Annotated in this window: 27 protein-coding genes; 10 read left to right on the top strand and 17 right to left on the bottom strand. The window is 64.6% G+C overall.

Translation table 11 applies throughout. The features are described 5' to 3' along the window. Positions 1–40: 40 nt before the first annotated feature. The 3 genes from LY284_RS28070 to LY284_RS28080 are packed head-to-tail and all read right to left on the bottom strand — an operon-like array spanning position 41 to position 3,867. Positions 41–1,072, bottom strand: a complete 1,032-nt coding sequence (locus LY284_RS28070) for a hypothetical protein (protein ID WP_077161227.1) — start codon at positions 1,070–1,072, stop codon at positions 41–43. A gap of 22 nt (positions 1,073–1,094) precedes the next feature. Next, positions 1,095–2,633: a sugar ABC transporter ATP-binding protein gene (locus tag LY284_RS28075; RefSeq protein WP_052485894.1), complete on the bottom strand. Its 1,539-nt coding sequence runs from the start codon at positions 2,631–2,633 to the stop codon at positions 1,095–1,097. Beyond that, a complete protein-coding gene (locus LY284_RS28080; RefSeq protein WP_014252841.1) occupies positions 2,623–3,867 on the bottom strand; it encodes an ROK family transcriptional regulator in 1,245 nt (414 codons plus the stop codon). Before LY284_RS28080 ends, LY284_RS28075 begins: the two co-directional genes overlap by 11 nt. A 249-nt stretch (positions 3,868–4,116) precedes the next feature. Here LY284_RS28080 and LY284_RS28085 point away from each other — a divergent pair, with 249 nt between their 5' ends. The 3 genes from LY284_RS28085 (at position 4,117) to LY284_RS28095 (ending at position 6,087) form a co-directional block, all read left to right on the top strand. Continuing rightward, on the top strand, positions 4,117–4,614 hold the full coding sequence (locus LY284_RS28085) for a GAF domain-containing protein (protein ID WP_233389450.1): 498 nt from the start codon (positions 4,117–4,119) through the stop codon (positions 4,612–4,614). Next, positions 4,611–5,009 (top strand): DUF302 domain-containing protein, encoded by a 399-nt coding sequence (locus tag LY284_RS28090; RefSeq protein ID WP_233389451.1) that lies wholly within the window; start codon positions 4,611–4,613, stop codon positions 5,007–5,009. The genes LY284_RS28085 and LY284_RS28090 overlap by 4 nt, the downstream gene beginning before the upstream one ends. A gap of 94 nt (positions 5,010–5,103) precedes the next feature. Further along, on the top strand, positions 5,104–6,087 hold the full coding sequence (locus tag LY284_RS28095) for a substrate-binding domain-containing protein (RefSeq protein ID WP_053571703.1): 984 nt from the start codon (positions 5,104–5,106) through the stop codon (positions 6,085–6,087). A gap of 3 nt (positions 6,088–6,090) precedes the next feature. Here the strand turns inward: LY284_RS28095 and LY284_RS28100 are convergent, their stop codons facing one another. Next, the gene (locus LY284_RS28100) at positions 6,091–7,278 is read right to left on the bottom strand and encodes a fumarylacetoacetate hydrolase family protein (RefSeq protein ID WP_233389453.1); all 1,188 of its coding nucleotides are present in this window, start codon (positions 7,276–7,278) and stop codon (positions 6,091–6,093) included. A gap of 103 nt (positions 7,279–7,381) precedes the next feature. Between LY284_RS28100 and LY284_RS28105 the strand changes: the two genes are divergently transcribed. After that, the gene (locus LY284_RS28105) at positions 7,382–8,128 is read left to right on the top strand and encodes an IclR family transcriptional regulator (RefSeq protein WP_233389455.1); all 747 of its coding nucleotides are present in this window, start codon (positions 7,382–7,384) and stop codon (positions 8,126–8,128) included. Here the strand turns inward: LY284_RS28105 and LY284_RS28110 are convergent. Both LY284_RS28110 and LY284_RS28115 read right to left on the bottom strand, forming a co-directional pair. After that, a complete protein-coding gene (locus LY284_RS28110; RefSeq protein ID WP_233389457.1) occupies positions 8,107–8,661 on the bottom strand; it encodes a universal stress protein in 555 nt (184 codons plus the stop codon). The genes LY284_RS28105 and LY284_RS28110 overlap by 22 nt on opposite strands. 97 nt (positions 8,662–8,758) lie before the next feature. Then, on the bottom strand, positions 8,759–8,998 hold the full coding sequence (locus LY284_RS28115; RefSeq protein ID WP_233389459.1) for a hypothetical protein: 240 nt from the start codon (positions 8,996–8,998) through the stop codon (positions 8,759–8,761). Between the two features lie 218 nt (positions 8,999–9,216). Between LY284_RS28115 and LY284_RS28120 the strand changes: the two genes are divergently transcribed. After that, positions 9,217–9,684, top strand: a complete 468-nt coding sequence (locus LY284_RS28120) for a response regulator (RefSeq protein ID WP_233389461.1) — start codon at positions 9,217–9,219, stop codon at positions 9,682–9,684. On the opposite strand, the gene LY284_RS28125 is transcribed toward LY284_RS28120, so the two are convergent. Further along, positions 9,660–10,055, bottom strand: coding sequence for a hypothetical protein (locus LY284_RS28125; RefSeq protein ID WP_233389463.1), 396 nt, complete (start codon positions 10,053–10,055; stop codon positions 9,660–9,662). The two genes, LY284_RS28120 and LY284_RS28125, sit on opposite strands and share 25 nt — an antisense overlap. A gap of 233 nt (positions 10,056–10,288) precedes the next feature. Next, complete coding sequence (locus LY284_RS28130; RefSeq protein WP_014252832.1) at positions 10,289–10,645, bottom strand: hypothetical protein; 357 nt, start codon at positions 10,643–10,645, stop codon at positions 10,289–10,291. A gap of 241 nt (positions 10,646–10,886) precedes the next feature. On the opposite strand from LY284_RS28130, the gene LY284_RS28135 reads away from it, so the two are divergent. Continuing rightward, positions 10,887–12,332, top strand: a complete 1,446-nt coding sequence (locus LY284_RS28135; protein ID WP_233389465.1) for an AarF/UbiB family protein — start codon at positions 10,887–10,889, stop codon at positions 12,330–12,332. On the opposite strand, the gene LY284_RS28140 is transcribed toward LY284_RS28135, so the two are convergent. The 9 genes from LY284_RS28140 to LY284_RS28180 all read right to left on the bottom strand — a co-directional run bounded on the left by LY284_RS28140 (position 12,329) and on the right by LY284_RS28180 (position 20,865). Beyond that, complete coding sequence (locus LY284_RS28140) at positions 12,329–13,141, bottom strand: IclR family transcriptional regulator (RefSeq protein WP_014252830.1); 813 nt, start codon at positions 13,139–13,141, stop codon at positions 12,329–12,331. The two genes, LY284_RS28135 and LY284_RS28140, sit on opposite strands and share 4 nt — an antisense overlap. Continuing rightward, positions 13,138–13,866 (bottom strand): SDR family NAD(P)-dependent oxidoreductase, encoded by a 729-nt coding sequence (locus tag LY284_RS28145; protein ID WP_233389467.1) that lies wholly within the window; start codon positions 13,864–13,866, stop codon positions 13,138–13,140. The genes LY284_RS28140 and LY284_RS28145 overlap by 4 nt, the downstream gene beginning before the upstream one ends. A gap of 11 nt (positions 13,867–13,877) precedes the next feature. Continuing rightward, a complete protein-coding gene (locus tag LY284_RS28150; RefSeq protein WP_233389470.1) occupies positions 13,878–15,179 on the bottom strand; it encodes an MFS transporter in 1,302 nt (433 codons plus the stop codon). Between the two features lie 68 nt (positions 15,180–15,247). Beyond that, positions 15,248–15,775 carry a 2,4'-dihydroxyacetophenone dioxygenase family protein gene (locus tag LY284_RS28155; protein ID WP_014252827.1) on the bottom strand — a complete coding sequence of 176 codons (528 nt, stop codon included), beginning with the start codon at positions 15,773–15,775 and terminating at the stop codon, positions 15,248–15,250. A 168-nt stretch (positions 15,776–15,943) separates the two neighbouring features. Then, on the bottom strand, positions 15,944–16,276 hold the full coding sequence (gene cyoD / locus LY284_RS28160) for a cytochrome o ubiquinol oxidase subunit IV (protein WP_014252826.1): 333 nt from the start codon (positions 16,274–16,276) through the stop codon (positions 15,944–15,946). Next, positions 16,276–16,884 (bottom strand): cytochrome o ubiquinol oxidase subunit III, encoded by a 609-nt coding sequence (cyoC, locus tag LY284_RS28165; protein WP_014252825.1) that lies wholly within the window; start codon positions 16,882–16,884, stop codon positions 16,276–16,278. The genes cyoD and cyoC overlap by 1 nt, the downstream gene beginning before the upstream one ends. Continuing rightward, on the bottom strand, positions 16,884–18,893 hold the full coding sequence (cyoB, locus tag LY284_RS28170; RefSeq protein WP_233389472.1) for a cytochrome o ubiquinol oxidase subunit I: 2,010 nt from the start codon (positions 18,891–18,893) through the stop codon (positions 16,884–16,886). The genes cyoC and cyoB overlap by 1 nt, the downstream gene beginning before the upstream one ends. A 3-nt stretch (positions 18,894–18,896) precedes the next feature. Next, positions 18,897–19,784: a ubiquinol oxidase subunit II gene (gene cyoA / locus LY284_RS28175; RefSeq protein WP_233389473.1), complete on the bottom strand. Its 888-nt coding sequence runs from the start codon at positions 19,782–19,784 to the stop codon at positions 18,897–18,899. A 238-nt stretch (positions 19,785–20,022) separates the two neighbouring features. Beyond that, entirely contained in the window at positions 20,023–20,865 is an 843-nt protein-coding gene (locus LY284_RS28180; RefSeq protein WP_233389475.1) for an IclR family transcriptional regulator C-terminal domain-containing protein, read from the bottom strand. 98 nt (positions 20,866–20,963) lie between these two features. Here LY284_RS28180 and LY284_RS28185 point away from each other — a divergent pair, with 98 nt between their 5' ends. Genes LY284_RS28185 through LY284_RS28200 form a run of 4 tightly spaced genes read left to right on the top strand, consistent with a single transcriptional unit; the run spans position 20,964 to position 24,644 of the window. Further along, positions 20,964–22,223, top strand: a complete 1,260-nt coding sequence (locus LY284_RS28185; protein ID WP_375294303.1) for an aromatic ring-hydroxylating dioxygenase subunit alpha — start codon at positions 20,964–20,966, stop codon at positions 22,221–22,223. A gap of 20 nt (positions 22,224–22,243) precedes the next feature. After that, positions 22,244–22,711, top strand: coding sequence for an aromatic-ring-hydroxylating dioxygenase subunit beta (locus LY284_RS28190; RefSeq protein WP_233389477.1), 468 nt, complete (start codon positions 22,244–22,246; stop codon positions 22,709–22,711). Beyond that, positions 22,708–23,658 carry a PdxA family protein gene (locus tag LY284_RS28195; RefSeq protein WP_233389479.1) on the top strand — a complete coding sequence of 317 codons (951 nt, stop codon included), beginning with the start codon at positions 22,708–22,710 and terminating at the stop codon, positions 23,656–23,658. Before LY284_RS28190 ends, LY284_RS28195 begins: the two co-directional genes overlap by 4 nt. Positions 23,659–23,669: 11 nt before the next feature. Further along, positions 23,670–24,644, top strand: a complete 975-nt coding sequence (locus tag LY284_RS28200; RefSeq protein WP_233389481.1) for an FAD-binding oxidoreductase — start codon at positions 23,670–23,672, stop codon at positions 24,642–24,644. Positions 24,645–24,682 lie beyond the last annotated feature (38 nt).

Raw genomic sequence — 24,682 nt, forward strand, 5'->3', positions numbered from 1 at the left:
GGGCGGGCGCACGCGGACCCGAATGCGCCCGAATAGTGAATCAGGTACGAGCCGAGCCGCGCTGGCGATACCGGTCGAGCGCCACCGCGCCGATGATCACGAGGCCCTTGATGATGTACTGCCAGATATCCGACACGCCGAGCAGCACGAGGCCGTTCGAGAGCACCGCGATGATCAGCGCGCCGACCAGCGTGCCGACGATCGAGCCCACGCCGCCCACGAAGCTCGTGCCGCCGAGAATCACCGCCGCGATGGCGTCGAGTTCATAGGACTGGCCGAGTTGCAAACCGTTCGCCGCATAGAGACGCGCCGCCGACATCACCGCGCCGAGACCCGCGAGCAGGCCGGACATCGCGTAGACGAAGAGCTGAATGCCCCACACCTTGATACCCGACAGGCGCGCCGCTTCCGGATTGCCGCCGACCGAATAGATGCGCAGGCCGAGCACGGTGCGGCGCAGGATGAACCACGACACGAGCACAACGAGCAGCGCGATGATCACAAGCCAGGGCACGCCGAAGAGCGTGTCGTTGCCGATGAACGCGAACGGCAGTTGCGGGTTGAAGATCGTCGTGTCGTGGCCGATCAGCCGCGCGATGCCGCGCACGGCGGTGAGCGAGCCGAGCGTCACGATGAACGGCGGCAGTTTCAGCAGCGCGATCAACAGGCCGTTGATGACGCCGAAGCCCAGGCCGACCGCGAGCGCCGCCGGAATGCCGAGCCATCCCCAGCCCGGAATGTTCGATGCGAGCAGCGCCGCGACCGCGCCCGCCGACAGAATCGAGCCGACCGACAAGTCGATGCCGCCCGTCAGAATGACGAAGGTCATGCCCGCCGCGAGCACGATGTTGATCGAAGCCTGCTGCGTGACGATCGACAGATTCTGGAAGCTGAAGAAGCCGTCCGTCACGACGCCGAAGCCGATGCACAGCAGGATCAGCACCGGCAGCATGCCCGCGGTGCGCATCAGCACCTGCATGCGTTCCTTGTGTTCGATGCGCGTTTGCCGCTGCGCCGTGCTTTCCGCCTTTGCAACGGGCGCCGTGTCGTGGTGTTTCGTCGTGTTAGCCATGTCTCTCTCCAGAATGCCTGACTCAAGCCGCCAGCGCGGCCTTCGAGCCCGTCGCCAGTTCGATGATCCCTTCCTGCGAAATCGGCTTGCCCGAATGGCCGCCGAGTTCGCCCGCGATTTCCCCTTCGCGCATCACGAGCACGCGATCCGCCACGCCGATCACTTCCGGCAGCTCGCTCGAGATGACGATCACGCCGACGCCCGAACGCGCCAGATCGTTGATGATTCGATAGATTTCCGACTTCGCGCCGATATCGACGCCGCGCGTCGGCTCGTCGAGGATCAGCACTTCGGGTTGGGTTTCGAGCAGGCGCGAGAGCAGCACCTTCTGCTGATTGCCGCCCGACAGCGCCCCCACGTTCACGCGCATGTTCGGCACGCGAATCGTGAGCGCGGCGATCGCGTCTTTGGCGCGCGTGTTGCCGCGCGCGAGGTCCATGACGCCCGCTTTCGCATCGCGGCCCGCGATCGTGATGTTGATGTTGTCGCGCACGCTCATGTCGAGGAACAGGCCTTGTCCCTTGCGGTCCTCGGTCAGATAGACGAGGCCCGCGTCGATCGCGTCGCGAGGCGTGCGCAGGCGCAAGGGCTTGCCGTGCATCGACACCTCGCCGCGCGTTTTCTCCTCCGCGCCGAAGATGAGGCGCGCAAGCTCCGTGCGCCCCGCGCCGACGAGGCCCGCGATGCCGAGCACTTCGCCCTTGTGCAGATCGAGGCTGCAGCCTTTCACGCGGTTGTCGTCGGCGATATCGCGCACCGAGAGCACGACGTTGCCCGGATCGTAGGGCGCGTGCTCCTTCTTGTAGAAGCCGGAAATATCGCGGCCGACCATCATCTTCACGAGGCTTTCGGCGGAAAGCTCGTCGCGCATCAGCGTGCCGACATACGAGCCATCGCGCAGCACGGACACGCGGTCGCTGAGCTCGTAAATCTCCGCCATGCGATGGCTGATGTAGATGATCGCGATGCCTTCCTCGCGCAACTGGCGCACGAGTTCGAAGAGGCGGTCGGTTTCGCGCGACGACAGCGGCGTCGTCGGCTCGTCCATCACGAGGATGCGCGCCTTCGCATGCACGGCGCGCGCGATTTCGACGAGCTGCCGCTCCGCGATCGACAGATCGCCGACGAGCGTATGCGGCTTGAACGAGGCCCCGAGGCGCTTGAGCACCTCCTCGCAGCCGCGCTCCATGCCCGCGCGGTCCACCAGCCTGCCGCGGCGCAATTCGCGCCCCGCATAGATGTTTTCCGCAACCGAGAGATTCGGCGCGAGACTCAGTTCCTGATAGATCACGGCGACGCCGAGCGCGCGCGCGGCCAGCGGCCCGTCGATGGTGACGGCGCGGCCATCGATGAGAATCTCGCCGCCCGCGTCGGCCTGATACGCGCCGGACAGGATTTTCATCAGCGTGGATTTGCCCGCGCCGTTTTCGCCCATCAGCGAATGCACTTCGCCGGGATAGACCGAGAGACGCACGTCGTTCAACGCGCGCACGCCCGGAAAGGTCTTGCTGATGCCGCGCATTTCCAGCAATGGCGGTCGAGTCGAAACATCATGCGGCATGGTTCACCTCCTGCGATTTGATGCCGGCGTGGCGAAGACCGGCCGCGCGCGGTGAAAAGTTGAAGAACATCGGCAGCGTGGCGGCTCCGATCGCGCCCGCATCCGGGCCGAAGGTGCCGCGCACCAGCGTTGGCGTACCGCGCGCTTCGGGCGCGTTCGCGGCGAGCGTCGTCGAGAGACGTTTTACGAGCTTGTCCAGCAGGCCGCCGTCGATATCGGAATCGATCACGACCATCGGCACGTCGAGCACGCAGAGCGTTGCGCGCAAGGCGGGCGCGAGCGCCTCGATGCAGTCGTCGATCCATTCGTCGACGGCCGGCAGACGCCGTTCGATGCACGCCTGCAAATCGACGCGGTTGTCCGCCGCCGCGCCGCTGTAGTTGAGATGCCGCACGAGCGCGTTGAGCGACGCGCGCGACAGCAGAATGTCCCACTGGCCCGCAGGCTGCGGCGCGGACGGCAGGCGGCTCGGCGGCACGGGAATCACGCCGATATCGCCCGCGTTGCCCGACGCGCCGCGCAGGCAGTCGCCGTGGATCGCGATGCCGCCGCCGATCGCCGAGCCGAGAAAGAGATAGACGAAGTCGTCGCAGCGGCGGCCGTGGCCGTAGAAGAGTTCGGCGGTGGCGGCGGCGTTGCCGTCGTTCTCGCTGAAAACCGGCAGCGACAGCGCGCGGCCGAGCGTATCGGCGAAATCGGTTTCGTCCCAGGCGCGGAAGGTTTCGGCGGGCAGGCCGAGTTCGCGCAGCCAGCTGCCGAGATTGAAGGGCTGCGCGATGCCGACGCCCGTCAGCCGTTCGCGCTCCGCCGCCGACAGCAGGCCGAGCATGCTTTCGATATCGCGACGCACGATCCTCAGCACTTCGGACGGGTGCGGCAGCACGGCGTCGAGCGCGCTGCGGGCGAGCACGTCGCCGGCGAAATTGACGAGCACCGTCTCGATGCCCGTGCGATCCAGCCGCACGCCGATACCGAACGCGCCGCGCGGATCGAGCCGGATGAGCGACGCGGGCTGGCCGCGCTGGCCGTCCAGACGACGTCCGGTGTATTCGATCAGGCCCGCATTTTCCAGCGACTCGACGATGCTGCCGACCGCCGTGCTCGTCAGATTCGCGTGACGCGCAAGCTCGGCTTTCGAAGCCGGCTCGGTGCGCCGCAACGCCTGCAGCAGCAGGCGCTCGTTGTACCGGCGCACGCTCGCAGAATTGCTTCCTCGGCCGCTTAGGGGTTTCACGCGCTGTCTCCGTTTTCGAAGCGGTCTTGCTGCCGCGTATTAATTAAATCAAGTTGATTTATTTAAGAACGAAGACGGCGCGAAGTAAAGCAGGGAATTCCCGAAGCTGCTTCTAAGCAACCGATGCAGACAACCACGACCGGTGCGCCTTTCACACTAGGCGATGGTTCTTACAAATGCTCGGCGAAGCGAAAAACGCGCGCCGGATCGTTGTGCTATCGTCGGCGAAACTTTTTGATGCTTTTCGCCATGTTCTCGATCTCTCAAGCCACGCACGCCACCAAGGCGGCGCAGTACGACGACCTGTTGCAGCAAGCCCGCGCCCTGATTGCCGACGAAGCCGACTTCGTCGCCAATGCCGCAAATTTTTCGTCGCTCGTCTATCACACGCTGCCCGACCTCAACTGGGCGGGCTTTTACCTGTTCGATGGAACCGAACTCGTCGTCGGGCCGTTTCAGGGCAAGCCCGCGTGCGTGCGCATCGCGATCGGGCGCGGCGTGTGCGGCACGGCGGCGCGCGAGCGGCGCACGCAGGTCGTGCCGGATGTCGAAGCGTTTCCCGGCCATATCGCCTGCGATTCGGCGTCGCGCTCGGAGATCGTCGTGCCGCTCGTCGCGAACGACGGCACGCTGATCGGCGTGTGGGACGTCGATAGCCCCGTGCCCAACCGCTTCGACGATGAAGACGCTCTCGGCATGGAAGCGCTGTGCACGGCGTTCGTTGCGCTGGCGTGGAGCAGGCAATGAGCATCGATCCCGCGGACAACGGCGTCGTCACGATTGCTAGCGCGCAGGGCGCCATCGCGAGCGCCGACAAGCTCGAAGCGCTGATCCGCGCGCGCGGCCTGATGCTGTTCGCGCGCATCGACTTCAGCGGCGACGCGGCGCGCGCCGGTCTCGCGATGCCGCCGAGCCAGTTGCTCGTGTTCGGCAATCCGCAGGCGGGCACGCCGCTGATGCAGGCCGTGCCGACCGCCGCGCTCGACTTGCCGCTCAAGGTGCTGGCATGGGAAGACGGGGGCGGCCGCGCGTGGCTGTCCTATAACGCGACGGAGTATCTGCGCGCGCGCCACGGCCTCGACGCCGATCTGATGAAGCCGGTGAGCGGCGTGGCCGCGCTCGTGGAAGCGGCGGCGCGCTGAAACGGGAAGCCTTACGGGCGACCGGGCTGCCTTCGGCGCGCGAACCCGTGCGTCTACAATGAGACGTCTTCGACCGTCTCAACCATCAGTTTCCATGACGAGCCTTGCCCGCCGCCGCCTGCTTGCCGCGTGCGCCCTGAGCGCGTGCGGGTTCGCGCGCATGCGCGAGGCGCGCGCGGCCTCGGACAAGGCGACGGTCGCGCTCGTGCTGAAGTCGCTGAACGATCCGTTCGTCGCATCGATGATCGATGGCGCGCGCAACTATCAGCGGCATTACGCGTCGCAGCTCGATCTCACGACGCACGGCACGAACACCGACAACGATATCGCCGGGCAGATTCACATCGTCGAAACTTTGATCGAGGCGAAGACCAACGCGATCGTGATCGCGCCCGCGGATTCCAAAGCGCTGCTCCCGGTGGCCGCGAAAGCGATCGCGGCGGGCGTCATCGTCATTGCGATCGACAATCCGTTCGACGAAGCCGCGCAGGAAGCCGCGAACCTCACGATTCCGTTCGTCGGACCGGACAGCCGGCGCGGGGCCAAGCTCGTCGGCGGCTATCTCGCGTCGAAGCTCGCGGCGGGCGATGAAGTCGGCATCATCGAAGGGCCGCCGAACGATCGCAATTCGCAGCAGCGCACGCTCGGCTTCAAGGACGCGATGAACGCGGCGGGCTTGCGCATCGCGCCGCCGGACGGCGGCGACTGGACTGTGATGGGCGGCAAGTCGGCGGCGCTGCAGATGCTCTATACGCATCCGACGCTGCGCGGCTTGCTCTGCGCGAACGACAACATCGCAATCGGCGCGATCGACGCGGTGCGCATCGCGGGCAAGAGCGGCCGCGTGCTGGTGACGGGCTACAACAATATCGACGCCGTGCAGCCGATGCTCGACGACGGGCGCCTGCTCGCGACCGTCGAACAGTTCGGCGCGCGGCAGGCGGTATTCGGGCTGGATGTGGCGGTGAAGGCGCTCGTGGAAAAACGGCGGCAAAGGGATTTGTCGCCGTACATGGAGACGCCGGTTCAGCTCGTCACGAAAGGACAGGCGAAGGGATTCGGCTTCGGCGCGTCGTGATCGTCACTGCGCGGACGCGCCGAGCAATCTCCGCGCCGCGAGACTCTGATACAGCGCACGCACGCCGAACGTCCACGGCTCGATTTCCGTCGACAGCCGCACGGTATTGACGAGCGCGCCGAGCGAAGGCGTGGAAATCGTCACGACGTCGCCGAGATGATGCGTGAAGCCGCCGCCTTGCGTATCGCGATCCTTGATCGGCGAGAACATGGTGCCGAGAAAGAGCATGAAGCCGTCCGGATACTGATGATGCGCGCCGTGCGTCTGCGTCACGAGATCGGCCGGATCGCGGCTGATTTCGCTCATGTGGCTCACGCCTTCGAGCACGAAGTCGTCGTCCGCGCCTTCGATCTTCAGCGACACGCTCGTGGCGCGCACCGAATCCAGCGTGAAGCGCTCATCGAAGAGACGCACGAACGGACCGATCGCGCACGACGCGTTGTTGTCCTTCGCCTTGCCGAGCAGCAGCGCGCTGCGGCCTTCGATATCGCGCAGATTCACGTCGTTGCCGAGCGTCGCGCCCACGATCTCGCCGCGCGCATTCACCGCGAGCACGATCTCCGGTTCCGGGTTGTTCCATTGCGATGTCGGATACAGGCCGACGTCCGCGCCGAAACCCACCGACGACATCGGCTGCGACTTCGAGAACACTTCCGCATCCGGCCCGATGCCGACTTCCATGTATTGCGACCACGCGCCGCGCCGCTCCAGTTCGGCCTTCAGCTTCATTGCGGCTTCCGAGCCAGGCTTGATCTTCGAGAGATCCGCGCCGATCAGCTTGTTGATGGTCTCGCGCACTTCTTGCGCACGGCTTGCGTCGCCGCCCGCCTGCTCTTCGATCACGCGCTCGAGCAGGCTCACCGCGAACGTCACGCCGCACGCTTTCACCGCTTGCACGTCGCAGGGCGCGAGCAGGCGCAGACCATCGGCGGAGGCGTCGAGCGTCGCCTGCAGCACGTCCTGAACGTTGCCGAGATGCTCGCCTTCGGCGTTGCGGGCGATATCGAGCGCATCGGGGCGATCGAAGAGATCGGCGGTCGTCGGCGCGGCCCGCGTGATGTCGAACACTTCGCCCTTGCGCACCGCCACGACCGACGGACCGTTCACCGGCGCGGGACGCCACACGCGGCCGATGAGCACGGCATCGGCGAAATCTTCGGGCAGGCAGGAGGACATGTTGACGGTTTGCATGAGCTGGAATGGGCTGGCGAAAAAGGAAAGCCGATGCTAGCCCGCGCGTCCGGCAGTGTCCATCAGGTTGATTAAATATCCAACCTGTTGGAATATGACGGCTATGGAAAAAGCCTACGACGTGCCTGCGCTGCGCCGCGCGAACGACATTCTCGAAGCGCTCGCCAGCGCCGCGAAACCGGTGCGCGCGGCGGCGCTCGCCGAGCAGACGGGCCTTTCGCGCAGCACGCTGTATCTGATGCTCGAAACGCTCGCGCGCATGCAATGGATCGAAAAGCGCGACGACGGCTACGTGGTCGGCGTCGGCCTGTTCGAGCTCGGCAACGCGTATGTGCGCCACGACAAGCTGCAGGCGGCGTTTCGCGAAGGCGCGGGCGCGTTCATCAACAAGCACAACGAGGTCGTGCAGCTTGCCGTGCTCGACGGCGTGGAGGTGGTGTATGTCGCGCGCGAGGACGCGCATCGGCCGGTGCGGCTCGTCTCCGATCTCGGTTCGCGCCTGCCCGCGCATTGCTGCGCGCTCGGCAAGGCGCTCTTCGCCGGCATGACCGACGAAGATGTCATCGAGCGTCTTCCCGAGCGGCTCGAAGCGGTGACGCCGCGCACCATCACGCGGCGCGCGGCGTTGCTACGCGAACTCGCCGCGATCCGCGCGAGCGGTCTCGCGGTCGAGCGCGAGGAAGTGGCCGAAGGGCTCGCGTGCTTCGCGGCCTATGTCGGCAGGACGCCGGCGGGCAAGCGCGTCGCGGTATCGACGAGCGTGCCGATCGGCCGGCTCGATGCGAAACGCGAGAAGCAGATTTCGATGGGCATCGTGCAGCTGGCGGCTCACTTGCGCGGCGCGCTCTGACGATGCGCCGGGCGTGCATTCACCCGGCCTTGCGATCCGGCGATGCGCGCTTCGATCGATTCCATTTCGTTTTCCGCATGCGACGCCACGGGCGCGTGCGCCGCGATCAGCACGTCGCAACGCGCGTGCAGGCACACCACGTCGCGCAGACGCGCCTCGCCATGCCGCCAGCCGGTGTCCGATTCGCCGCCGAGCACGATGAGATCCGCGCCCGCCAGCTTCGCCTCCTGCGCGATCAGTTCGCCGACACTCATGCCGTTGAGCGGCTGCGTCACGCTGCGCGCAAGGCCGTCGATGCCCGCGCTTTCGATCAGCCGCGCGGCGTAGCGTGTGACGGCGCGCGCATGATCGTCGATGACATCGAGCGTATCGTCCGGATCGCTTTCCGCCGTCGGCACCGCCCACCACGGCGCCTGATCGACGATATGCAGCGCCGTGAGCCGCGCATTGCAGTCGCGCGCGCGGGTGATGGCGGTCGTCAGGGCGCTTTCGCTGAGGCTCGTACCCACGGCCACGAGAATGTGCTTGTACATGGTGCGTCTCCGGTCTGAATCGATGAGACGGATCATCGCCGCGCAGACTTAGCCGCGAATGAGCGCGCGTCTGCAGCGGCCCGCACACACGTTCGTGCTAACGGCGGCGTTTCTTCCATTCGTAGTCGCCGGGCGGATCGGCGACGCCGGGCTGGCCGACCGAATGCGGGTTTTCACTGCACAGCGTCACGTAGCCGATGTCTTCGCCGCCGGCCTGGCGGCGTCGAAGCGCTTCCGCAAAGCGCAGCGCGTCCGCGAGCGCGTTCGCATCGAAGCGTTTGAAGCGCGCCGCGCCTTCGATATCAGGGTTGGCGCCGAGCCAATACACGACGAACATCGATTAGCCTCTCGATTGGAGATGGAGCATCGTCGCCGTCGCTCGCGCCACGGCGATGCAAAACCTGCACGGCGCTCGTGCATCGACGCGCCGCGACAGCCATCGGGTATTCCCGAAGTGTAGCGTCGGCGGGCCGCATGCCGCCTGAGGACGCGCGTTTCGGAGCCCGCAGAGGAATGATCGTTGCTGCACTCTCCGTCCATTCCGAGGCCCATACGATGCAACGCTACGACCCTGTTCCTTCGCAAGCGCTATGGCAGATTCCGTCGCCGGCGACACGCCACCACGAGCCGCGCGTGCTCATCGCCGATGACGATATCGATGCGACGCGCGCCATCTGTCTCGCACTCGAAGACGCCGATTTCACCGTGCGCGCCGTGCATACCGGGCTCGATGCGGTATCCCTGGCGCGCAAATGGCGTCCGGGCGTCGTGCTGCTCGACTTGATGATGCCGCTCGGCGACGGCTGGGAGGCCGCCGAAGCGATACGCGCGATCGATCTTTCCATGTTGCTGATCGCGCATACGAGCCGCACGGACCCGGAGGACCTGACGCGCGCGCAGCGCACCGGCTTCAACGGTTACTTCGTCAAGCCGACGGAACTCGACGGCATGATCGCGGTGTTTCGCGATTATTTCTCGACGAACAAAGGCGAAGGCGATCAAGCCTCGGCGCGTTCGAGCTGACGGGCGTCGAAGTGGATGTCGGGATGGACGTGCTCCTTGAGCATGTCCTCCCAGTACTGGCAATAGCCGGCCCAGAACGGCATCTGGGAATACGCGGACGCGGCGGTGGGCAACGGGTCGGGCAGCATGCGGGAGAGCCGCCGGATTTCCTTGTGCTTCCATTGCAGCAGCGCCCGGCGATGTCCGCGCCGCGGCGGGCACATTTCGTTCATTCTCGCGACGGCGATCGAAAAGCCTTCGGCGGGGCGCGATGCCATCTTGGTGAGCACCGCGGTCTGCGGGCGCGGCCCGCGTTCGTGACAGATGATCGCGCCGATCTGGCCGAGGATATACATCGCCTTGGCCATCGGCCGCTCGGAAGGGTGTTGCATGGTGCCTCTCGGATTATCGTTATGGGTCTTCGTGCACGAACGCTCGATGCGGCCTCAATCTCGTTATTGATACGTTGTAGCGTCCGGCATTAATAAGATACCGCATTACGACTATTCCGAAATATGCATGCACAAAAAGATACAGTGAGGAGGTTTGTTTTGGACTGCGTAAAAGCGAAACGCCCCTGCATTCGCATGCAGAGGCGCTTCGCTTCGATGATTCTCGTGCCGGATCAGTGCTGCGTGTATTCGATCGGCTGTTGAATTTCGCTGACTTCAGGCAGATGTTTTTGCCGATAGTGCTCCGCCGACGCATTCGCGCCGCGCTCGTAATACGACTGCGCCGTGTGCTGTTCGAGCGCGTCGATGACCGGCAACTGCTCTTCGGCAATCGAATGCATGAGGCTCAGGATGTCGCGCTTCATCGCATCGGGGAACGCCGAGAAGTGCTCGAACCCGCCCGGCGCGGCCACCATGTTCACGAGCGACGACAGCAGGCGCGCGCGGCTCTTGCAGTGCTCGCTGATCGACGTGGAGTGAGAGATGACCGTATGGCCTTGCGCATCGACTGTAATCTGGAGGGGTTTCATTTAGCACCTGGGCTCGTCTGTGATGTCGACATTAAAGCCGAGCGCGGCATAAGAATCAGTGAGACACATCTTAAACGGCCGTCGCCGGCGGGAAACGGATCGAATCGAAAACTGAAACGCGGCGGGGCGATTTCGTGGGCGTGCGCGCTCGGCGCATTCGTATTAAATTGTGCGATCGGCGCCATGCTCGCGGGCATCGCGGTCTTTCAGCGGTTTCAACTCACTTTCAGCGAGCCTGAATTTGTCTGTCCGACGACTCGCAACGCTCTGGCGGCTTGGCCGGGCGTTCGTCCATGAAAGCCATCTGACCGATGACGGCGCCGCGATGACGCGCGTCGCGCGCTTTTTTGCGTCACACGGCGCGCGTGCCGCGCCGCTCGCGGCTGGCGTGCCCGCGCTGTCGCAACTGTCGCGCGTGCTGGAAAGCGCGTCGGGCGCGCTCGCGGCACATCCCGCGCTCGCGGAAACGGCGGTGCGCGTCGCGCTGCACGAACTCGACGGACTCTTCACGCCCTACGACGCCGCGCGTTTTCGCGACGCCTGCATCGCGGCGTTTCCGCCCGCGCTTGCATTCGAACTCACGGATCTGAGCGACGTGCCCTTGCGCGCGGGCGTCGCGGAGCAGACGCACCGGGCACGCGTCGGCGATATTCCCGTGCGCATTACGCTCTTGCGCCCGGATGCGCACGCCGAACTCGTGGACGATCTCGATCTGGCGCTGGCGGCGGCGCGTTTCGCGGAACGGCGTTCGGCGAAGGCCCGCGCGTTGCATCCCGTGGAATGGGTGCGCCGCGCGTGCGAGAGCGTCGATGCGATGATCGACTTGCGCCAGCGCGCCGCCGATCAGAGCTACCTGCGTTTTCGCCTGCGCGACGACGCGCGCCTCGCCGTGCCCGAAGTTCTCTGGGACTATTGCAACGATGCGGTGCTGACCACGCGCGCGATCGAAACGGCCTCGCTCACCGATACGGAAACGCTCGCCTCCTGCGGCCTCGATCAGGCCGATGTGCTCGCGACCTTCATCGAAGCGTTTTTCGAAATGGCGCTCGGCGTCGGCGTGTATCACGCGGGGCTGGATGCGGCGGGCGCGCGCGTGAGCATCGAGCCCGGCACGCGCGGTCAGATCGTCCTCGAAGCCGATAACCCGATGATGATCTTCGCGGCGCACGAAAAGGACTTCATCGCAGGCGTGTCGCATGCGCTCATGGAGGGCGATCACAAGGCGGCGGCGCGCATGCATCTCGAACACGGCCGGCCCGCGGTTCACGCGACGCATCACGAAGTGCGGGTCGAGGCGACGTACCGGCGCGAGGCGGAGCGTTTCGCGTCGGCGCAATCGAAGCGCGGCGCCGGCGTTGCGCATCTGTTCGGCGCGATCGGCAAGGCGCCTGCCGAGCACATGTTCAGCGCGTCGCACGGGCGCATCGCGTCGCGCGCGGTGCTGCTGGCGAGGGCGGCCGAGCGAATCGAGCGCGTCGCGCACGAGATCGCGCCCGATGTCGATGTGTGGAAGATCGCGCGCCGGGTCATCGTGCGGATCGCCGCGGATCAATTCAGCCTGCGCAGCATGGCGGCGCGTTTCGCGCACGAAGCGACGCATTGGCCGCACACGCTGCCGCGTTTGCCGAGACTCATCGCGCTTCACGCCGCGGCGACGCAACGCACGCGCGGCACGATCTTTCGCTAGCGCGTGCCGGGGCTCATGCGCTGCGCGATCGCGCGGCACGCTTCCCTGAGCGGCGCAACGTAGGTTTCGAGCGGCGTCGCGCTCTTTCTGAACAGCGGAATGCTCACACTCACGCAGCCGAGCGTGGCGCCATTCGCGCCGACGATCGCGCTGCCGTAGCAGAAAATCTGCGCCTCGTTTTCCTCGCGGTCTTCCGAATAGCCGCGTGCGTGTGTCTCGTCGAGTTCGGCGTCGAGCGCGGCGCGATCGACGATCGTGTTCGGCGTGAAGCGCTCGAACGCGATGCCTTGCAGGAGCACATCGCGTTCGGCGGGCGCGAGCGTCGATAAATACGCCTTGCCGACCGAACTCGAATAAAGCGTGACCCGCGTGCCGATGCGCGATGCCATGCGCACCGCATGCGGGCTTTCCAGCTTTTCGATGTACACCATCTCCGACGCGCTGCGAACCGCGAGGTGCACGGTTTCCTGCGTCGCGTCGCGCAGCGCCTGCAACGCGTCGGTGGCGGCGATGCGCAAGTCCGAACGCTCCCAGCTTCGGCTCGCGAGAGACATGAGGCGCGGCCCGAGCGCGTAACAGCCGCCGCGCGCGCTCTCGACAACGAGTCCTTCCGCGATCAGCGCGCCGACGATGCGATACACAGTCGGGCGCGGATAGCCGCTCGCCGCCGTGAGACGCGCGATGGTCGGCGGCTCGTTCGCGTCGGCGACGAGTTGCAGCACCGCCATGAACTTCGAGAAGGCGGCGGTGCCGGTGGCCTTGGCGGCGTCGAGAGAGGAAGAGTCGGTCAGCATGATGCTGCGAATCATGCCACCAAATAGCCGCCATCGACAGGCACGATCGTGCCCGTCATGAACGATGCCGCCGGCGACGCGAGAAACGCCGTCACGCGCGCGACGTCTTCCGGCAGGCCCCAGCGCTTCATCGGCGTGCGTTCGAGAATGGCTTGCGAGCGGCCGTCGTCGTCCTGCAGCGCTTGCGTCAGCGGCGTCGCGATCCAGCCCGGCGCGACCGCGTTCACGCGGATGCCGTCGGCGGCGTAGGCGATCGCGAGCGACTTCGTCAGTTGCGCCACACCGCCCTTGCTCGCGCTGTACGCGGGCACGAGGCCGCCGCCGAAGAACGTCAGCATCGACGCGGTATTGACGATCGAGCCTTGCGTGGCGGCGAGCAGCGGGCGGGCGGCGGCGCACATGCGCATCGTGCCGCTCAGGTTCACCGCGACCACGCGCTCGAAGGTTTCGATGTCGTGCTCGTCGCCGCGGCGGATCATGCCCGCGCAGTTGACGAGCACGTCGAGCGTGTCGAGCGACGCGAAGAGGGCGGCGGCGCTGTCGGCATCGGCGACATCGAGCGGTGCGACTTCGACGCCGCCGCCCAGTGCTTCGCGCTGCGCTTCGGTGGGCGCGAGGCCCGCCGCGACGACGCGCGCGCCGAGCGCCGCGAATTGCTGCGCGATGCCCGCGCCGATGCCCTGCGTGCCGCCCGTGACGACGACGGTCTTGTCCTTGAAGAGATCAGCTTGAAAAGTCATGGCGATGTGATTTAGACGGCGGGAACGGGCTCGGTTTGCTGCTCGACGTCTTCGATCGGCGAGCGCACGACGAACATGTAGACGAGCGCGGCGGCGAACGCGACGCCCGCGCTGATCAGAAACGCGTTCACGAACGAATGCGTCTTGTCGACGACGAGACCGGTGATGAACGGCGCGAACGAGCCGCCGAAGTAGCCGCCGAAGTTCTGAATGCTGCCGAGCGACGCGACCATGTGGCGCGGCGCGGCAACCGAGACGAGCGCCCATGCTGCGCCGCTCGCCATGTTGACGAAGAACATCGCGGCGGAGAGATACACGATTGCGAGCGTGAGGTTCGGCGTGAACGCGGCCGGCACGGTGAAGAGCGCGCCGCCGATGAGGCCCGAGCAGATCGGCCACTTGCGGCTCTTGATCGGTGCGACGCCGCGCGCCATCAGGCCATCGGCGATAAAGCCCGACGACAGCATGCCGAGCGTGCCCGCCAGATAGGGAATCGTCACGACCCAGCCGGTCTTCGCGATCGTCAGATGACGCTCGTGTTCGAGATACGCGGGCAGCCACGTGAGGTACAGCCACACCATGTAGATCACGCCCATGAAGCCGAAAATCATGCCCCAGGTCGTGGCTTTGCCGAACAGGCCGCGCCATTCCGCGAACGTCATGTTGCGTTCCTTGCGCTGCGCGGGCTCGCCTTCGGTCAGATGCGCGATCTCGTGCGATTCGAGCTTCATGTCGCGCCGGTTGCGATAGACGATGTACCAGCCGATCGACACCGCAATCCCGAGCGCGCCCATGATGACGAACATGTTGCGCCACCCGAAAGACAGCAGCAGCACGGTGAGAATGGGCGGCGCGAGCGCCGGTCCGATCGTCGACGAGGTGACGAAAATGCCCGTCGGCTTGCCGCGCTCGCGTTGCGCGAACCATTCGGAGACCACTTTCGCGCCGGCCGGAAACTGCGGCGCCTCGCCGATGCCGAGCGTGATGCGCGCCGCGAGGAACTGATGCAGGTTCGTGACGAGGCCGCCGAACAGTTGCGCCACCGACCACACGAACATCCCGAGGCCGAGCATGATGCGCGCGCCGAAGCGGTCGAGCATCACGCCGACCGGCAACTGCGAGAACGCGTAGGCGAACGAGAAGGCGGAGAGCAGCAGGCCCATTTGCGACGCGGACAGGCCGAGTTCCTGCGTGACGGAATGATTCGCGATCGAAAGCGTGCTGCGATCGAGATAGTTCACGATGCCCGCAAGCATGAGAAACGTGATCGCGACGATCTGAATGCGCTTGAGGCGCGGTGATTTTTCCAGCATGTTCGTCTCCTCCGAATGCGCTTCTTCGAGGCTTCGGGGTTGGATGGTTTCGGTTGGTCGAGGGTGATCTAGCGGATGAACTGGTCGACGAAATCGGCGCCGAGCCCGACGGCCTCGTAATGCTTGCGGCACATGTCGACCTTGGTGAACACGTCTTCGTAGCCGGTGTAGTTGCCGTACGGATCGCAATAGAACATCACGCCGTTCACCTGGAAGTACGTGATCATCTCTTCGACGTCTTCAGGCACGTAGAGCGTGTGCGTCTCGCCGGGCGGCTCGAACACGTAGCTGCCTTCGGTCGCTTCCCAGTCGTGCTCCAGATAACGCCAGCGGCCTTTCAGCACCATGCCGTGCACCGCTTGCGGGTGACGATGCCGCGACAGCACGCCGGACTTGCGCACGCGCAGGAGGTTCATCCAGTAGCCCGTCGACACGTTCAGGCACAGCGGCCGGAACCACACGTTTTCGGCTTGCGGAACCCACTCGCGTTCGTCGGCTGGAATCGCGCTGCCGACGACGATTTCCTTTTGCGCTTCCTTGGGGAAGGGAAGTTGATACGGCGTCATGGCGTCCGCCGACGGCTTTGGCGCGGTCATCGCGTCTCCTTGTCCATATTGTGGATAATAAAATCAAATTATGGACAAATGGTGTGCCTCGTCGAAGGAATTGTCAAGATTCTTTAGCGGATGATGAATTCGCGCGGGCAAAAAAAAAGCGGACCCCGAAGGGCCCGCTTTCGCGATTCGCTCGAAAACCCGAACGGGTTATCGCGCCATCATCAGCATGTGGACGTTATGCATCACCCAGACCGTGCCGACGATGAGAATCAGCGACATGAGAATGGTGTAGGCGAACGACAGCGCATGCCAGCGCTGGCCCTTCGACGCGTTGACGTGCAGGAAGAAAATCACATGCACGATCATCTGAACCGCGGCGAGAACCGCGAGTGCGACGATCGCGTTTTCGCCCTTGAACGCGCCCGACGTCGCGGCCCAGAACGATGCCACCGTCAGCACCACGGCCAGCACGAAGCCGATGAGATAACCGCGCACGCTGACGTGCGGGAAATCGCCCGAATTGGTATGCGTATGAGCCATCAGACGACGCTCCCGAGATAGACGAAGGAAAACACGCAAATCCAGACGATGTCGAGGAAGTGCCAGAAGAGGCTCAGGCACGCGAGACGGCGCAGCTCGCGCTCGTTCATTTCCGGATTGCTCACGATCTGCACGGCCAGCACGACGAGCCACACGAGACCGATGGTGACGTGCAGACCGTGCGTGCCGACGAGCGTGAAGAACGCCGACCAGAACGCGCTGCGCTGCGGACCCGCGCCTTCGGCGATCAGATGCGCGAACTCATGCATTTCGAGCCAGAGGAAGCCCGCGCCCAGCACGAACGTGACGAAGAGCCACGCGAGCACCGCGCCCGACTTGCGGCGATACGCCGAGATCATCGCGAAACCGAACGTGAGGCTGCTCGTGAGAAGCAGGGCCGTTTCGTACGCGACGTCCGGGAGTTTGAACAGATCCTTGCCCGTGGGGCCGCCGGCTGTCTGCATCGCGAACATCGCGAAGGTCGCGAAGAGCGAGGCGAACAGCACGCAGTCGGTCATCAGGTAGGCCCAGAAGCCGAACACCGAATGCGACTGGTGCTCATGCTCATGGCCGTGCGCATGCTGCGCGGAAAGTGTCGATTGCGACATTACATTGCCTCCAGTTCGGGTTCGCGCACCGTGCCGGCCTTGACGGGCATCTTCGGCGGCCGATTGCGCTCTTCGGTCGACTTCACGGTCGCGGCCGGAATGATGAAGCCGGCGTTCTCACGGAAGCTATAGCCGATGACCGTCGCGGCCACGCCGATCAGACCGGCGCCAGCGAGCCACCAGATATGCCAGATCGCGGCAAAGCCGAACGCCAGCGCGAACAGGCCGATCACGAGACCCGCGCTCGTATTCGACGGCATGTGGATGTCGCGGTACGGACGCGTATCGATGCGGCCGTGCTCCTTCGCATCCGCGAAATCGTCCAGCTCGCGCACGGCCGGCAGATTCGCGAAGTTATAGACGGGCGGCGGCGAGCTCATGGTCCATTCCAGCGTGCGGCCGTTCCACGGATCGCCCGAGAGGTCGCGGTAAGCAGGCTGATTGCGGCGGATGATGCTCACGACGATCTGCAGGACCTGGAACACCACGCCAACCGCGATGATGCCCACGCCGATAGCGGCGACCGTGAAGTACGGCTGCCATGCCGGATTGTCGTAGTGATTCAGGCGGCGCGTCGCGCCCATGAAGCCGAGAATGTAGATCGGCACGAACGCCACGAAGAAGCCCACGAACCAGCACCAGAACGCCTTCTTGCCGAGCTTGTCGTCGAGCTTGAAGCCGAACACCTTCGGCCACCAGTACGACACGCCCGCGAAGTAGCCGAACACCACGCCGCCGATGATCGCGTTATGGAAGTGTGCGATGAGGAAGAGGCTGTTATGCAGCACGAAGTCCGCGCCGGGAATGGCGAGCATCACGCCCGTCATACCGCCCAGCGTGAACGTGACGATGAAGCCGATGGTCCACAGAACCTGCGACGTCATCTCCACGCGGCCGCGGTACATCGTGAAGATCCAGTTGAAGATTTTCACGCCGGTCGGTATGGAGATGATCATCGTCATAATGCCGAAGAAGGCATTGACGTTCGCGCCCGAACCCATCGTGAAGAAGTGATGCAGCCACACGAGGAACGACAGTACCATGATGCAGCAGGTGGCCCAGACCATCGTCTTGTAGCCGAAGAGCGGCTTCTTCGAGAACGTGGCGACCACTTCCGAATAGATGCCGAACGCGGGCAGAACCAGGATGTAGACCTCGGGATGACCCCAGGCCCAGATCAGATTCAGGTAGACCATCGGGTTGCCGCCGCCGTCGTTCGTGAAGAAGTGCATGCCCATGTAGCGGTCCAGCGCCAGCAGCGCGAGCGCGACGGTCAGGATCGGGAAGGTCGCCATGATCAGCACGTTGGAGCAGAACGCCGTCCACGTGAACACCGGCATCTTCATCCACGTCATGCCGGGCGCGCGCATCTTCACGATGGTCACGAAAAAGTTCACGGCGGTCAGCAGCGTGCCGATGCCGGACAATTCGAGGGCCCAGATGTAGTAGTCCACCCCGACGCCCGGACTGAACTGCGTTTCCGAAAGCGGCGGATACGCGAGCCAGCCCGTCTTCGAGAACTCGCCGACGAACAGCGACAGGTTGATCAGGATGGCGGAGATGGCCGTCATCCAGAACGAAAGCGAGTTGATGAACGGGAACGCCACGTCACGTGCGCCGATCTGCAGGGGCACGACGAGGTTGAAGAACGCGACCAGCAGCGCCATGGCCATGAAGAAAATCATGATGGTGCCGTGCGCCGTGAAGATCTGGTCGTAGTGATGCGGCGGCAGATAACCGGGCGAATCGAGCGCGATGGCCTGCTGAATGCGCATCATGACGGCGTCGGCGAAGCCGCGCACGAGCATCAGCCCGGCAACGACGAGATACATGACGCCGATGCGCTTGTGATCGACCGAAGTCAGATACTCGCGCCAGAGCCAGCCCCATTTGCCGAGTTTGGTGATAAGGCCAACCGTACCGATTGCGAGGATCGCCATGAAGACGGTCGCCCCCATGATGATGGGTTCGTGGTACGGGATGGCCTCAAGCGTTAGTTTGCCGAACATGGCTTACCCCTTGGTTACACAATTTGCGCCATTCACATCGAAGCGGCCGTTGTTGTATTTGGCGACGATGTTGTTGAAGAGCTTCGGATCGACGGTCGAGAAGTAGCGCACGGCAACCTTCTCGCTCGGACGCGCGACGCCCGAGTAGACATCCATGCTCAGTGATTCGGGCGCGGTCTTGACCTTCTTGAGCCATGCGTCGAATTCGGCGCCGGACATGGCCAGGGCGCGGAACTTCATGTCGGAAAAGCCTGCCCCGCTGTAGTTGGCCGAGATGCCGGCGTAGTCGCCCGCGTGGTCGGCGAGAAGGTGCAGACGGGTCTGCATGCCGGCCATCGCGTAGATCTGGCTGCCGAGCTGCGGGATGAAGAACGAGTTCATCACCGAATCCGACGTGATGCGGAAGTTCACCGGCGTGCCGACCGGGAACGCGAGCTGGTTCACCGACGCGACGCCCAGGTCCGGATAGATGAACAGCCACTTCCAGTCGAGCGCGACGACTTCGACGTTGATCGGCTTGACGTTCGATTCGAGCGGCTTGTACGGATCGAGCTCGTGCGTGGTCTTCCACGTCAGGATGCCGAGATACAGAATGATGACCGCGGGAATCGCCCAGACGACGATTTCGATGGCCGTGGAGTGCGCCCACTTCGGCGCGTAGGTGGCGTGCTTGTTGGACGCCCGATAGCGCCATGCGACGAACAGGGTCAACAGAATCACCGGCACTACGACGAGAAGCATGGCGTAGGTCGCGGTGGCGATCAGCGAGGATTCCGCTGTGCCAATCACGCCTTTCGAGTCCAGAACCTCAAGCTTGCATCCCGAAAGAGAGAGACTGGCTATCAACCCCGATAACAATGGCACTGCTAAACGTTGGCTATTCTCATTCATTGCATTCGCTGGTTTCTATGATCGGAGCGTCCCGTGAGGGCGCTGCTGCACGGCGTTGCGCCGCGTCAGGATCATGCCACGCGCGATTTTTCGCGATGGCGCGAATGGTTGAAATTTTGTTTCAGATCAAGCTGATGCGACAGGGTGTCGCGCAGGGGGCACGCCCTTCCGGGTTCGTCCGGAAGGGGTAGCGAAGTCTACAACGAAGGGATGGGGTCGCGCGTGTAATAAAGCATGCTCACAGCGCGCGTTCTAGCCGCGACGCGAGACGCTGAAGGACCGGCAGGAAGTCGCGCTTCATCGCGTCCACGCTCACGCGCGCCGACGACACGCTCACGCTCACCGCCGCCTCGATGCCGCCCTGGCGATTTTTCACCGGCACGGCCATCGCGCGCATGCCGAGTTCCAGTTCCTCATCGCTGATCGCGTAGCCATCGGTTTGCACGCGATGGATCGCCGCGATGACTTCGTCGGGCGCATGGATGGTGCGCGCCGTGAGTTTCCTGAGCGGCACCGCCGAAATGTGCCGGACGATCTCCCCTTCCGATTTCTGCGAGAGCAGCACGCGGCCCGTCGCCGAGCAGTACGCGGGGAACCGGCCGCCGAGCTTCGCGCCCGTCGACACGATGCGAACCGCTTCCGCGCGCCCGACGAACACCGAGTGACCTTCGTCCAGGACGGCGAGCGATACCGATTCCTGCAACTCGTCGCGCGCGGCGGCGAGCAGCGGCTGCGCGATCTGCGCGAGCGACGAGGTCGAGAGATACGCGCCGCCGAGCCGCAGCATGCGCGGCAGCGGCGTGAAGAACTTGCCGTCGTGCGACAGATAACCGAGATCGACGAGCGTGAGCAGGCAGCGGCGCGCCGCGGGCCGCGTGACGTCCGCGAGACGCGCGGCCTCGGCGACAGTCATGCGCACGGTGGTCGTGCTGAACGCCTCGATGATCGCGAGGCCTTTGGCGAGACCGCCCATGCCCTCCCGCGCACGCGGTTCGGATGCTTCTTCGGTGGCGGCTTCGATGTCGGCGGTGGACGCGGACGCGCCGTCCTCGGCGTTGACAGGCAATTTGACGGATGTCATGATGGTTCTATATTCGAACAATGTACGGTATTCGAACACGACGAAAGCGCAGTGTCAAGCGCCCGCCGCGAACGAAAACGAAGACGAAGGAGAACGACTTGAACATCATCCCCATTCACCCGGCGCCGCGCGCCGAGATCGCCTGGCCCGAAGAAGGGCTGACGCGCGTGCCATACACCGTCTTCCAGAGCCGGGACGTCTACGCCGACGAGCAGGACAACATCTTTCGCGGCGCGAACTGGAATTTCCTGTGCCTCGAAGTCGAAGTGCCGAATCCGGGGGATTTCCGCGCGACTTTCGTCGGCGACACGCCTGTGGTCGTCACGCGCGATGAAGACGGCGAGCTGTACGCGTTCGAAAACCGCTGCGCGCATCGCGGCGCGCTCGTGTGTCTCGAAGATCAGGGCAACGCGAAGGACTTCAGTTGCGTGTATCACGCGTGGACCTACAACCTGCAGGGCGATCTGCAGGGCGTCGCGTTCAAGGACGGCATCAACGGCAAGGGCGGCATGAAGCCGGACTTCTGCATGGAAGATCACGGCCTGCGCAAACTGCGCGTCGAGACGCTGCACGGCCTCGTATTCGGCAGCTATTCCGACGACGTCGCCCCGCTCGACGAATACCTCGGCGAAGAAATCGTCGCGCGCATCGCCCGCGTGCTCGAAGGCCGCACGCCCGTCGTGCTCGGGCGCTTCACGCAGATGCTACCGAACAACTGGAAGCTTTATATGGAGAACGTGAAGGACTCCTATCATGCGAGCATCCTGCATCTGTTTTTCACGACGTTTCAGTTGAACCGTCTGTCGCAGCGTGGCGGGATCATCGTCGATTCGAGCGGCGCGCATCACGTCAGCTATTCGGCGGTCGATCATGCTCAGGAAACATCGTCGAAAGACTATTCGCAGCAGAACATCCGCTCCGAAAGCGGGCACCGGCTGGAAGACACGTCCGTGCTCAAAGGCACCGACGAATTCGGCGACGGCGTCACGCTGCAAATCCTCTCCGTGTTTCCCGGCTTCGTGCTGCAGCAGATCCAGAACGCCATCGCCGTGCGCCAGATCCTGCCGCGCGGCACGGAGGAAACTGAGCTCAATTGGATTTATCTGGGCTTCGACGACGACACGCCCGAACTGCGCGAAATGCGTCTGCGGCAGGCGAATCTCGTCGGCCCGGCGGGTTATGTGTCGATGGAAGACGGCTGCGTCGGCGGTTTCGTGCAACGCGGCATCGAAGGCGCGGAGCACGCGTGCTCGGTCATCGAAATGGGCGGCGACACCGCCGAAAGCAGCGAAAGCCGCGTGACGGAAGCGTCGATTCGCGGCTTCTGGAAGGCGTATCGCCACGCAATGAACTATTGATCACGACGGGGACAAGCATCATGCAAGACACTTTCCAGTTGATCGCGCGGGCGCAGGCGGAATACGCGCGCTGCATCGACGACGGCGATCTCGCGCAATGGCCGGACTTTTTCGTCGGCGAATGCGTGTACAAGGTGACGACCGCCGAGAACCATAAGCGCGGGCTCGAAGCGGGCCTGATCTACGCGGCGTCGCGCGGCATGCTGATCGACCGCATCGCGTCGCTGCGCGATGCGAACATCTACGAGCGGCACGCGTATCGGCATCTGCTCGGGCAGCCGTACATCGTGTCGGAAGAGGGCGATGAAGTGCGCAGCGAAACCTCGTTCATCGTCGCGCGCATCATGCGCGATGGAAGCACGAGCCTCTTCGTGACCGGACGTTATCTCGACGTCTACGTGCGCCACGAAAACAGCGTGAAGCTGCGCGAGCGCATCGCGGTGTGCGACAGCTCGCGCATCGATACGCTGCTCGCGTTGCCGCTATGACGCGCGCCGCTTCCGTCATCGCGCTGGCCATCGGCGACCCGAACGGCATCGGGCCGGAGATCGCCGTCAAGGCGGCGGCGCGGCTGGCGACGCAGGATGCGCCGCGCGTCGTGCTCGTCGGCGATGCGCATGTGATCCGCTGGTACGCGCAGCGTTGCGCGCTGTCGTTCGATGCGCTCCACGTGCTCGACGTGAAAGCGCTGCCCGCCGATTCCTTCAGGCCCGGCGAAGTGAGCGCGGCGGCCGGCGCGGCGACGCTCGCCTACGTTCGCGCCGCGCTCGATCTCGCGCGCCGCGAAGAGGCCGATGCCGTGATCGCGTGCCCGCATTCGGAAACGGCGATCAATGCGTCCGGCACGGCGTTCGCGGGCTATCCCGGCTACGTCGCGCAGCAGCTCGGACTTGCCGCCGACGATGTGTATCTGCTGCTCATCGGCGGCGGCCTGCGCATCGTGCATGCGACGCTGCACGAAGGGCTCGCGGGCGCGCTCGCGCGTCTCACGTCGAAGCAGGTCGAAGGCGCGGCGCGCGCGGCGGTTCGCGCCATGAACGCGATGGGCGTCGACAAGCCGCGCATCGGCGTGATGGGCATCAACCCGCATGCGGGCGAAGGCGGATTGTTCGGGCGCGAGGACATCGACGTGACCGAGCCCACCGTCGCCACGTTGCGCGATGAAGGCATCGACGTGGTCGGCCCTCAAGGCGCGGACTTGCTGCTGACGCGCGAGGACATCGACGTGTTCGTCGCGATGTATCACGATCAGGGCCACATTCCGGTGAAGCTGCGCGCGGGACGTCATTCCGCGGCGATGTCGATTGGCGGCGATGTGGTGTTTTCGAGTGTCGGACATGGCAGCGGCTTCGATATCGCCGGGCGGCTCGTTGCGGACCCGGCGCCTTTGCTCGGCGCGATCGGGCTCGTGACGCGCGGCGAATCGCCTGCCTGAAAGGAGCATAAGTGTCTTACCAGATCAAGGTCGCGGCAAGCGACATCACCTTCGATTGCAACGATGGCGAGAGCGTGCTCGATGCGGCCGAACGCGCGGGCTTCGCGCTGCCCTATTCGTGCCGCAAGGGCGTGTGTTCGGAGTGCCAGGGCGGCGTGATCAATGCGCAGGGCATCACGGAAAAGGCGCTGCTGTGCTGCGTGCGTCCGTCGGCGAACGTCACGATTGCGCCGCGCAAGATCGAGAAGCGCGAACGCGTCGTGCGCAAGAAGCTCGATGCGTCCGTGTTCCGCATCGCGCAGGCCGCGCCCGACGTCACCGTGCTGCAACTGCGCCTGCCGACAGGCGTGCGCGCGAAGTTCCGCGCGGGCCAATACCTGCAGATTCATCTCGACGATGAAACCGTGCGCAATTATTCGATGGCCAATCCGCCGCATCAGAGCGACAGCGTTCATCTGCACGTGCGTCACGTTGCGGGCGGCCGCTTCTCCGATGGCGTGCTGAAGGAGCTCGCGGTGGGCAAGAAGCTGCGCATCGAATTGCCTTACGGCGAGTTCTTCTTTCGCGACGAATCGGCGAAACCGGTGATTCTCGTCGCGACGGGTACGGGCTTCGCGCCGGTGAAATCGATCGTCGAGGACGCGATCAAACGCAAGCTCGCGCGGCCGATGAAGCTCTACTGGGGCGCGCGCCGCGAGCAGGACCTGTATCTCGCGGAACTCGCGCGCAAATGGCACGAAGAGGGACACGTCGAGTTCGTTCCGGTGCTGTCCGACCCCGAAGGAAACTGGACGGGCCGCACGGGATTCGTGCATCGCGCGGTGCTGGCGGATCATCCGTCGCTCGCGGCGCATCAGGTCTACGCATGCGGCAATCCGTCGATGACGAGCGCCGCGCGCGATGCGTTCACGAGCGCGGGCCTGCCGGAAGACGAATTCTTCTGCGACGCCTTCGTGCAGACCGGCACGCTCGAACCGGCGGCATAGCCTCAAGCAACAGATAACAAGCGAACGGAGACAACAAA

Origin of the sequence: Caballeronia sp. PC1, from assembly GCF_021353155.1 — a bacterium.
Classification (GTDB): Bacteria; Pseudomonadota; Gammaproteobacteria; order Burkholderiales; family Burkholderiaceae; genus Caballeronia; species Caballeronia cordobensis.

Coding starts and splice junctions, on each gene's coding strand:
- LY284_RS28190 (WP_233389477.1), top strand. CDS start 22,244: ATGCAAGACACTTTCCAGTTGATCGCGCGGGCGCAGGCGGAATACGCG.
- LY284_RS28100 (WP_233389453.1), bottom strand. CDS start 7,278: ATGCAAACCGTCAACATGTCCTCCTGCCTGCCCGAAGATTTCGCCGAT.
- LY284_RS28070 (WP_077161227.1), bottom strand. CDS start 1,072: ATGGCTAACACGACGAAACACCACGACACGGCGCCCGTTGCAAAGGCG.
- LY284_RS28180 (WP_233389475.1), bottom strand. CDS start 20,865: ATGACATCCGTCAAATTGCCTGTCAACGCCGAGGACGGCGCGTCCGCG.
- LY284_RS28120 (WP_233389461.1), top strand. CDS start 9,217: ATGCAACGCTACGACCCTGTTCCTTCGCAAGCGCTATGGCAGATTCCG.
- LY284_RS28195 (WP_233389479.1), top strand. CDS start 22,708: ATGACGCGCGCCGCTTCCGTCATCGCGCTGGCCATCGGCGACCCGAAC.
- LY284_RS28140 (WP_014252830.1), bottom strand. CDS start 13,141: ATGATTCGCAGCATCATGCTGACCGACTCTTCCTCTCTCGACGCCGCC.
- cyoD (WP_014252826.1), bottom strand. CDS start 16,276: ATGGCTCATACGCATACCAATTCGGGCGATTTCCCGCACGTCAGCGTG.
- LY284_RS28105 (WP_233389455.1), top strand. CDS start 7,382: ATGGAAAAAGCCTACGACGTGCCTGCGCTGCGCCGCGCGAACGACATT.
- LY284_RS28155 (WP_014252827.1), bottom strand. CDS start 15,775: ATGACCGCGCCAAAGCCGTCGGCGGACGCCATGACGCCGTATCAACTT.
- LY284_RS28075 (WP_052485894.1), bottom strand. CDS start 2,633: ATGCCGCATGATGTTTCGACTCGACCGCCATTGCTGGAAATGCGCGGC.
- LY284_RS28145 (WP_233389467.1), bottom strand. CDS start 13,866: ATGACTTTTCAAGCTGATCTCTTCAAGGACAAGACCGTCGTCGTCACG.
- cyoC (WP_014252825.1), bottom strand. CDS start 16,884: ATGTCGCAATCGACACTTTCCGCGCAGCATGCGCACGGCCATGAGCAT.
- cyoB (WP_233389472.1), bottom strand. CDS start 18,893: ATGTTCGGCAAACTAACGCTTGAGGCCATCCCGTACCACGAACCCATC.
- LY284_RS28085 (WP_233389450.1), top strand. CDS start 4,117: ATGTTCTCGATCTCTCAAGCCACGCACGCCACCAAGGCGGCGCAGTAC.
- LY284_RS28125 (WP_233389463.1), bottom strand. CDS start 10,055: ATGCAACACCCTTCCGAGCGGCCGATGGCCAAGGCGATGTATATCCTC.
- LY284_RS28130 (WP_014252832.1), bottom strand. CDS start 10,645: ATGAAACCCCTCCAGATTACAGTCGATGCGCAAGGCCATACGGTCATC.
- LY284_RS28090 (WP_233389451.1), top strand. CDS start 4,611: ATGAGCATCGATCCCGCGGACAACGGCGTCGTCACGATTGCTAGCGCG.
- LY284_RS28150 (WP_233389470.1), bottom strand. CDS start 15,179: ATGCTGGAAAAATCACCGCGCCTCAAGCGCATTCAGATCGTCGCGATC.
- LY284_RS28110 (WP_233389457.1), bottom strand. CDS start 8,661: ATGTACAAGCACATTCTCGTGGCCGTGGGTACGAGCCTCAGCGAAAGC.
- LY284_RS28115 (WP_233389459.1), bottom strand. CDS start 8,998: ATGTTCGTCGTGTATTGGCTCGGCGCCAACCCTGATATCGAAGGCGCG.
- LY284_RS28095 (WP_053571703.1), top strand. CDS start 5,104: ATGACGAGCCTTGCCCGCCGCCGCCTGCTTGCCGCGTGCGCCCTGAGC.
- cyoA (WP_233389473.1), bottom strand. CDS start 19,784: ATGAATGAGAATAGCCAACGTTTAGCAGTGCCATTGTTATCGGGGTTG.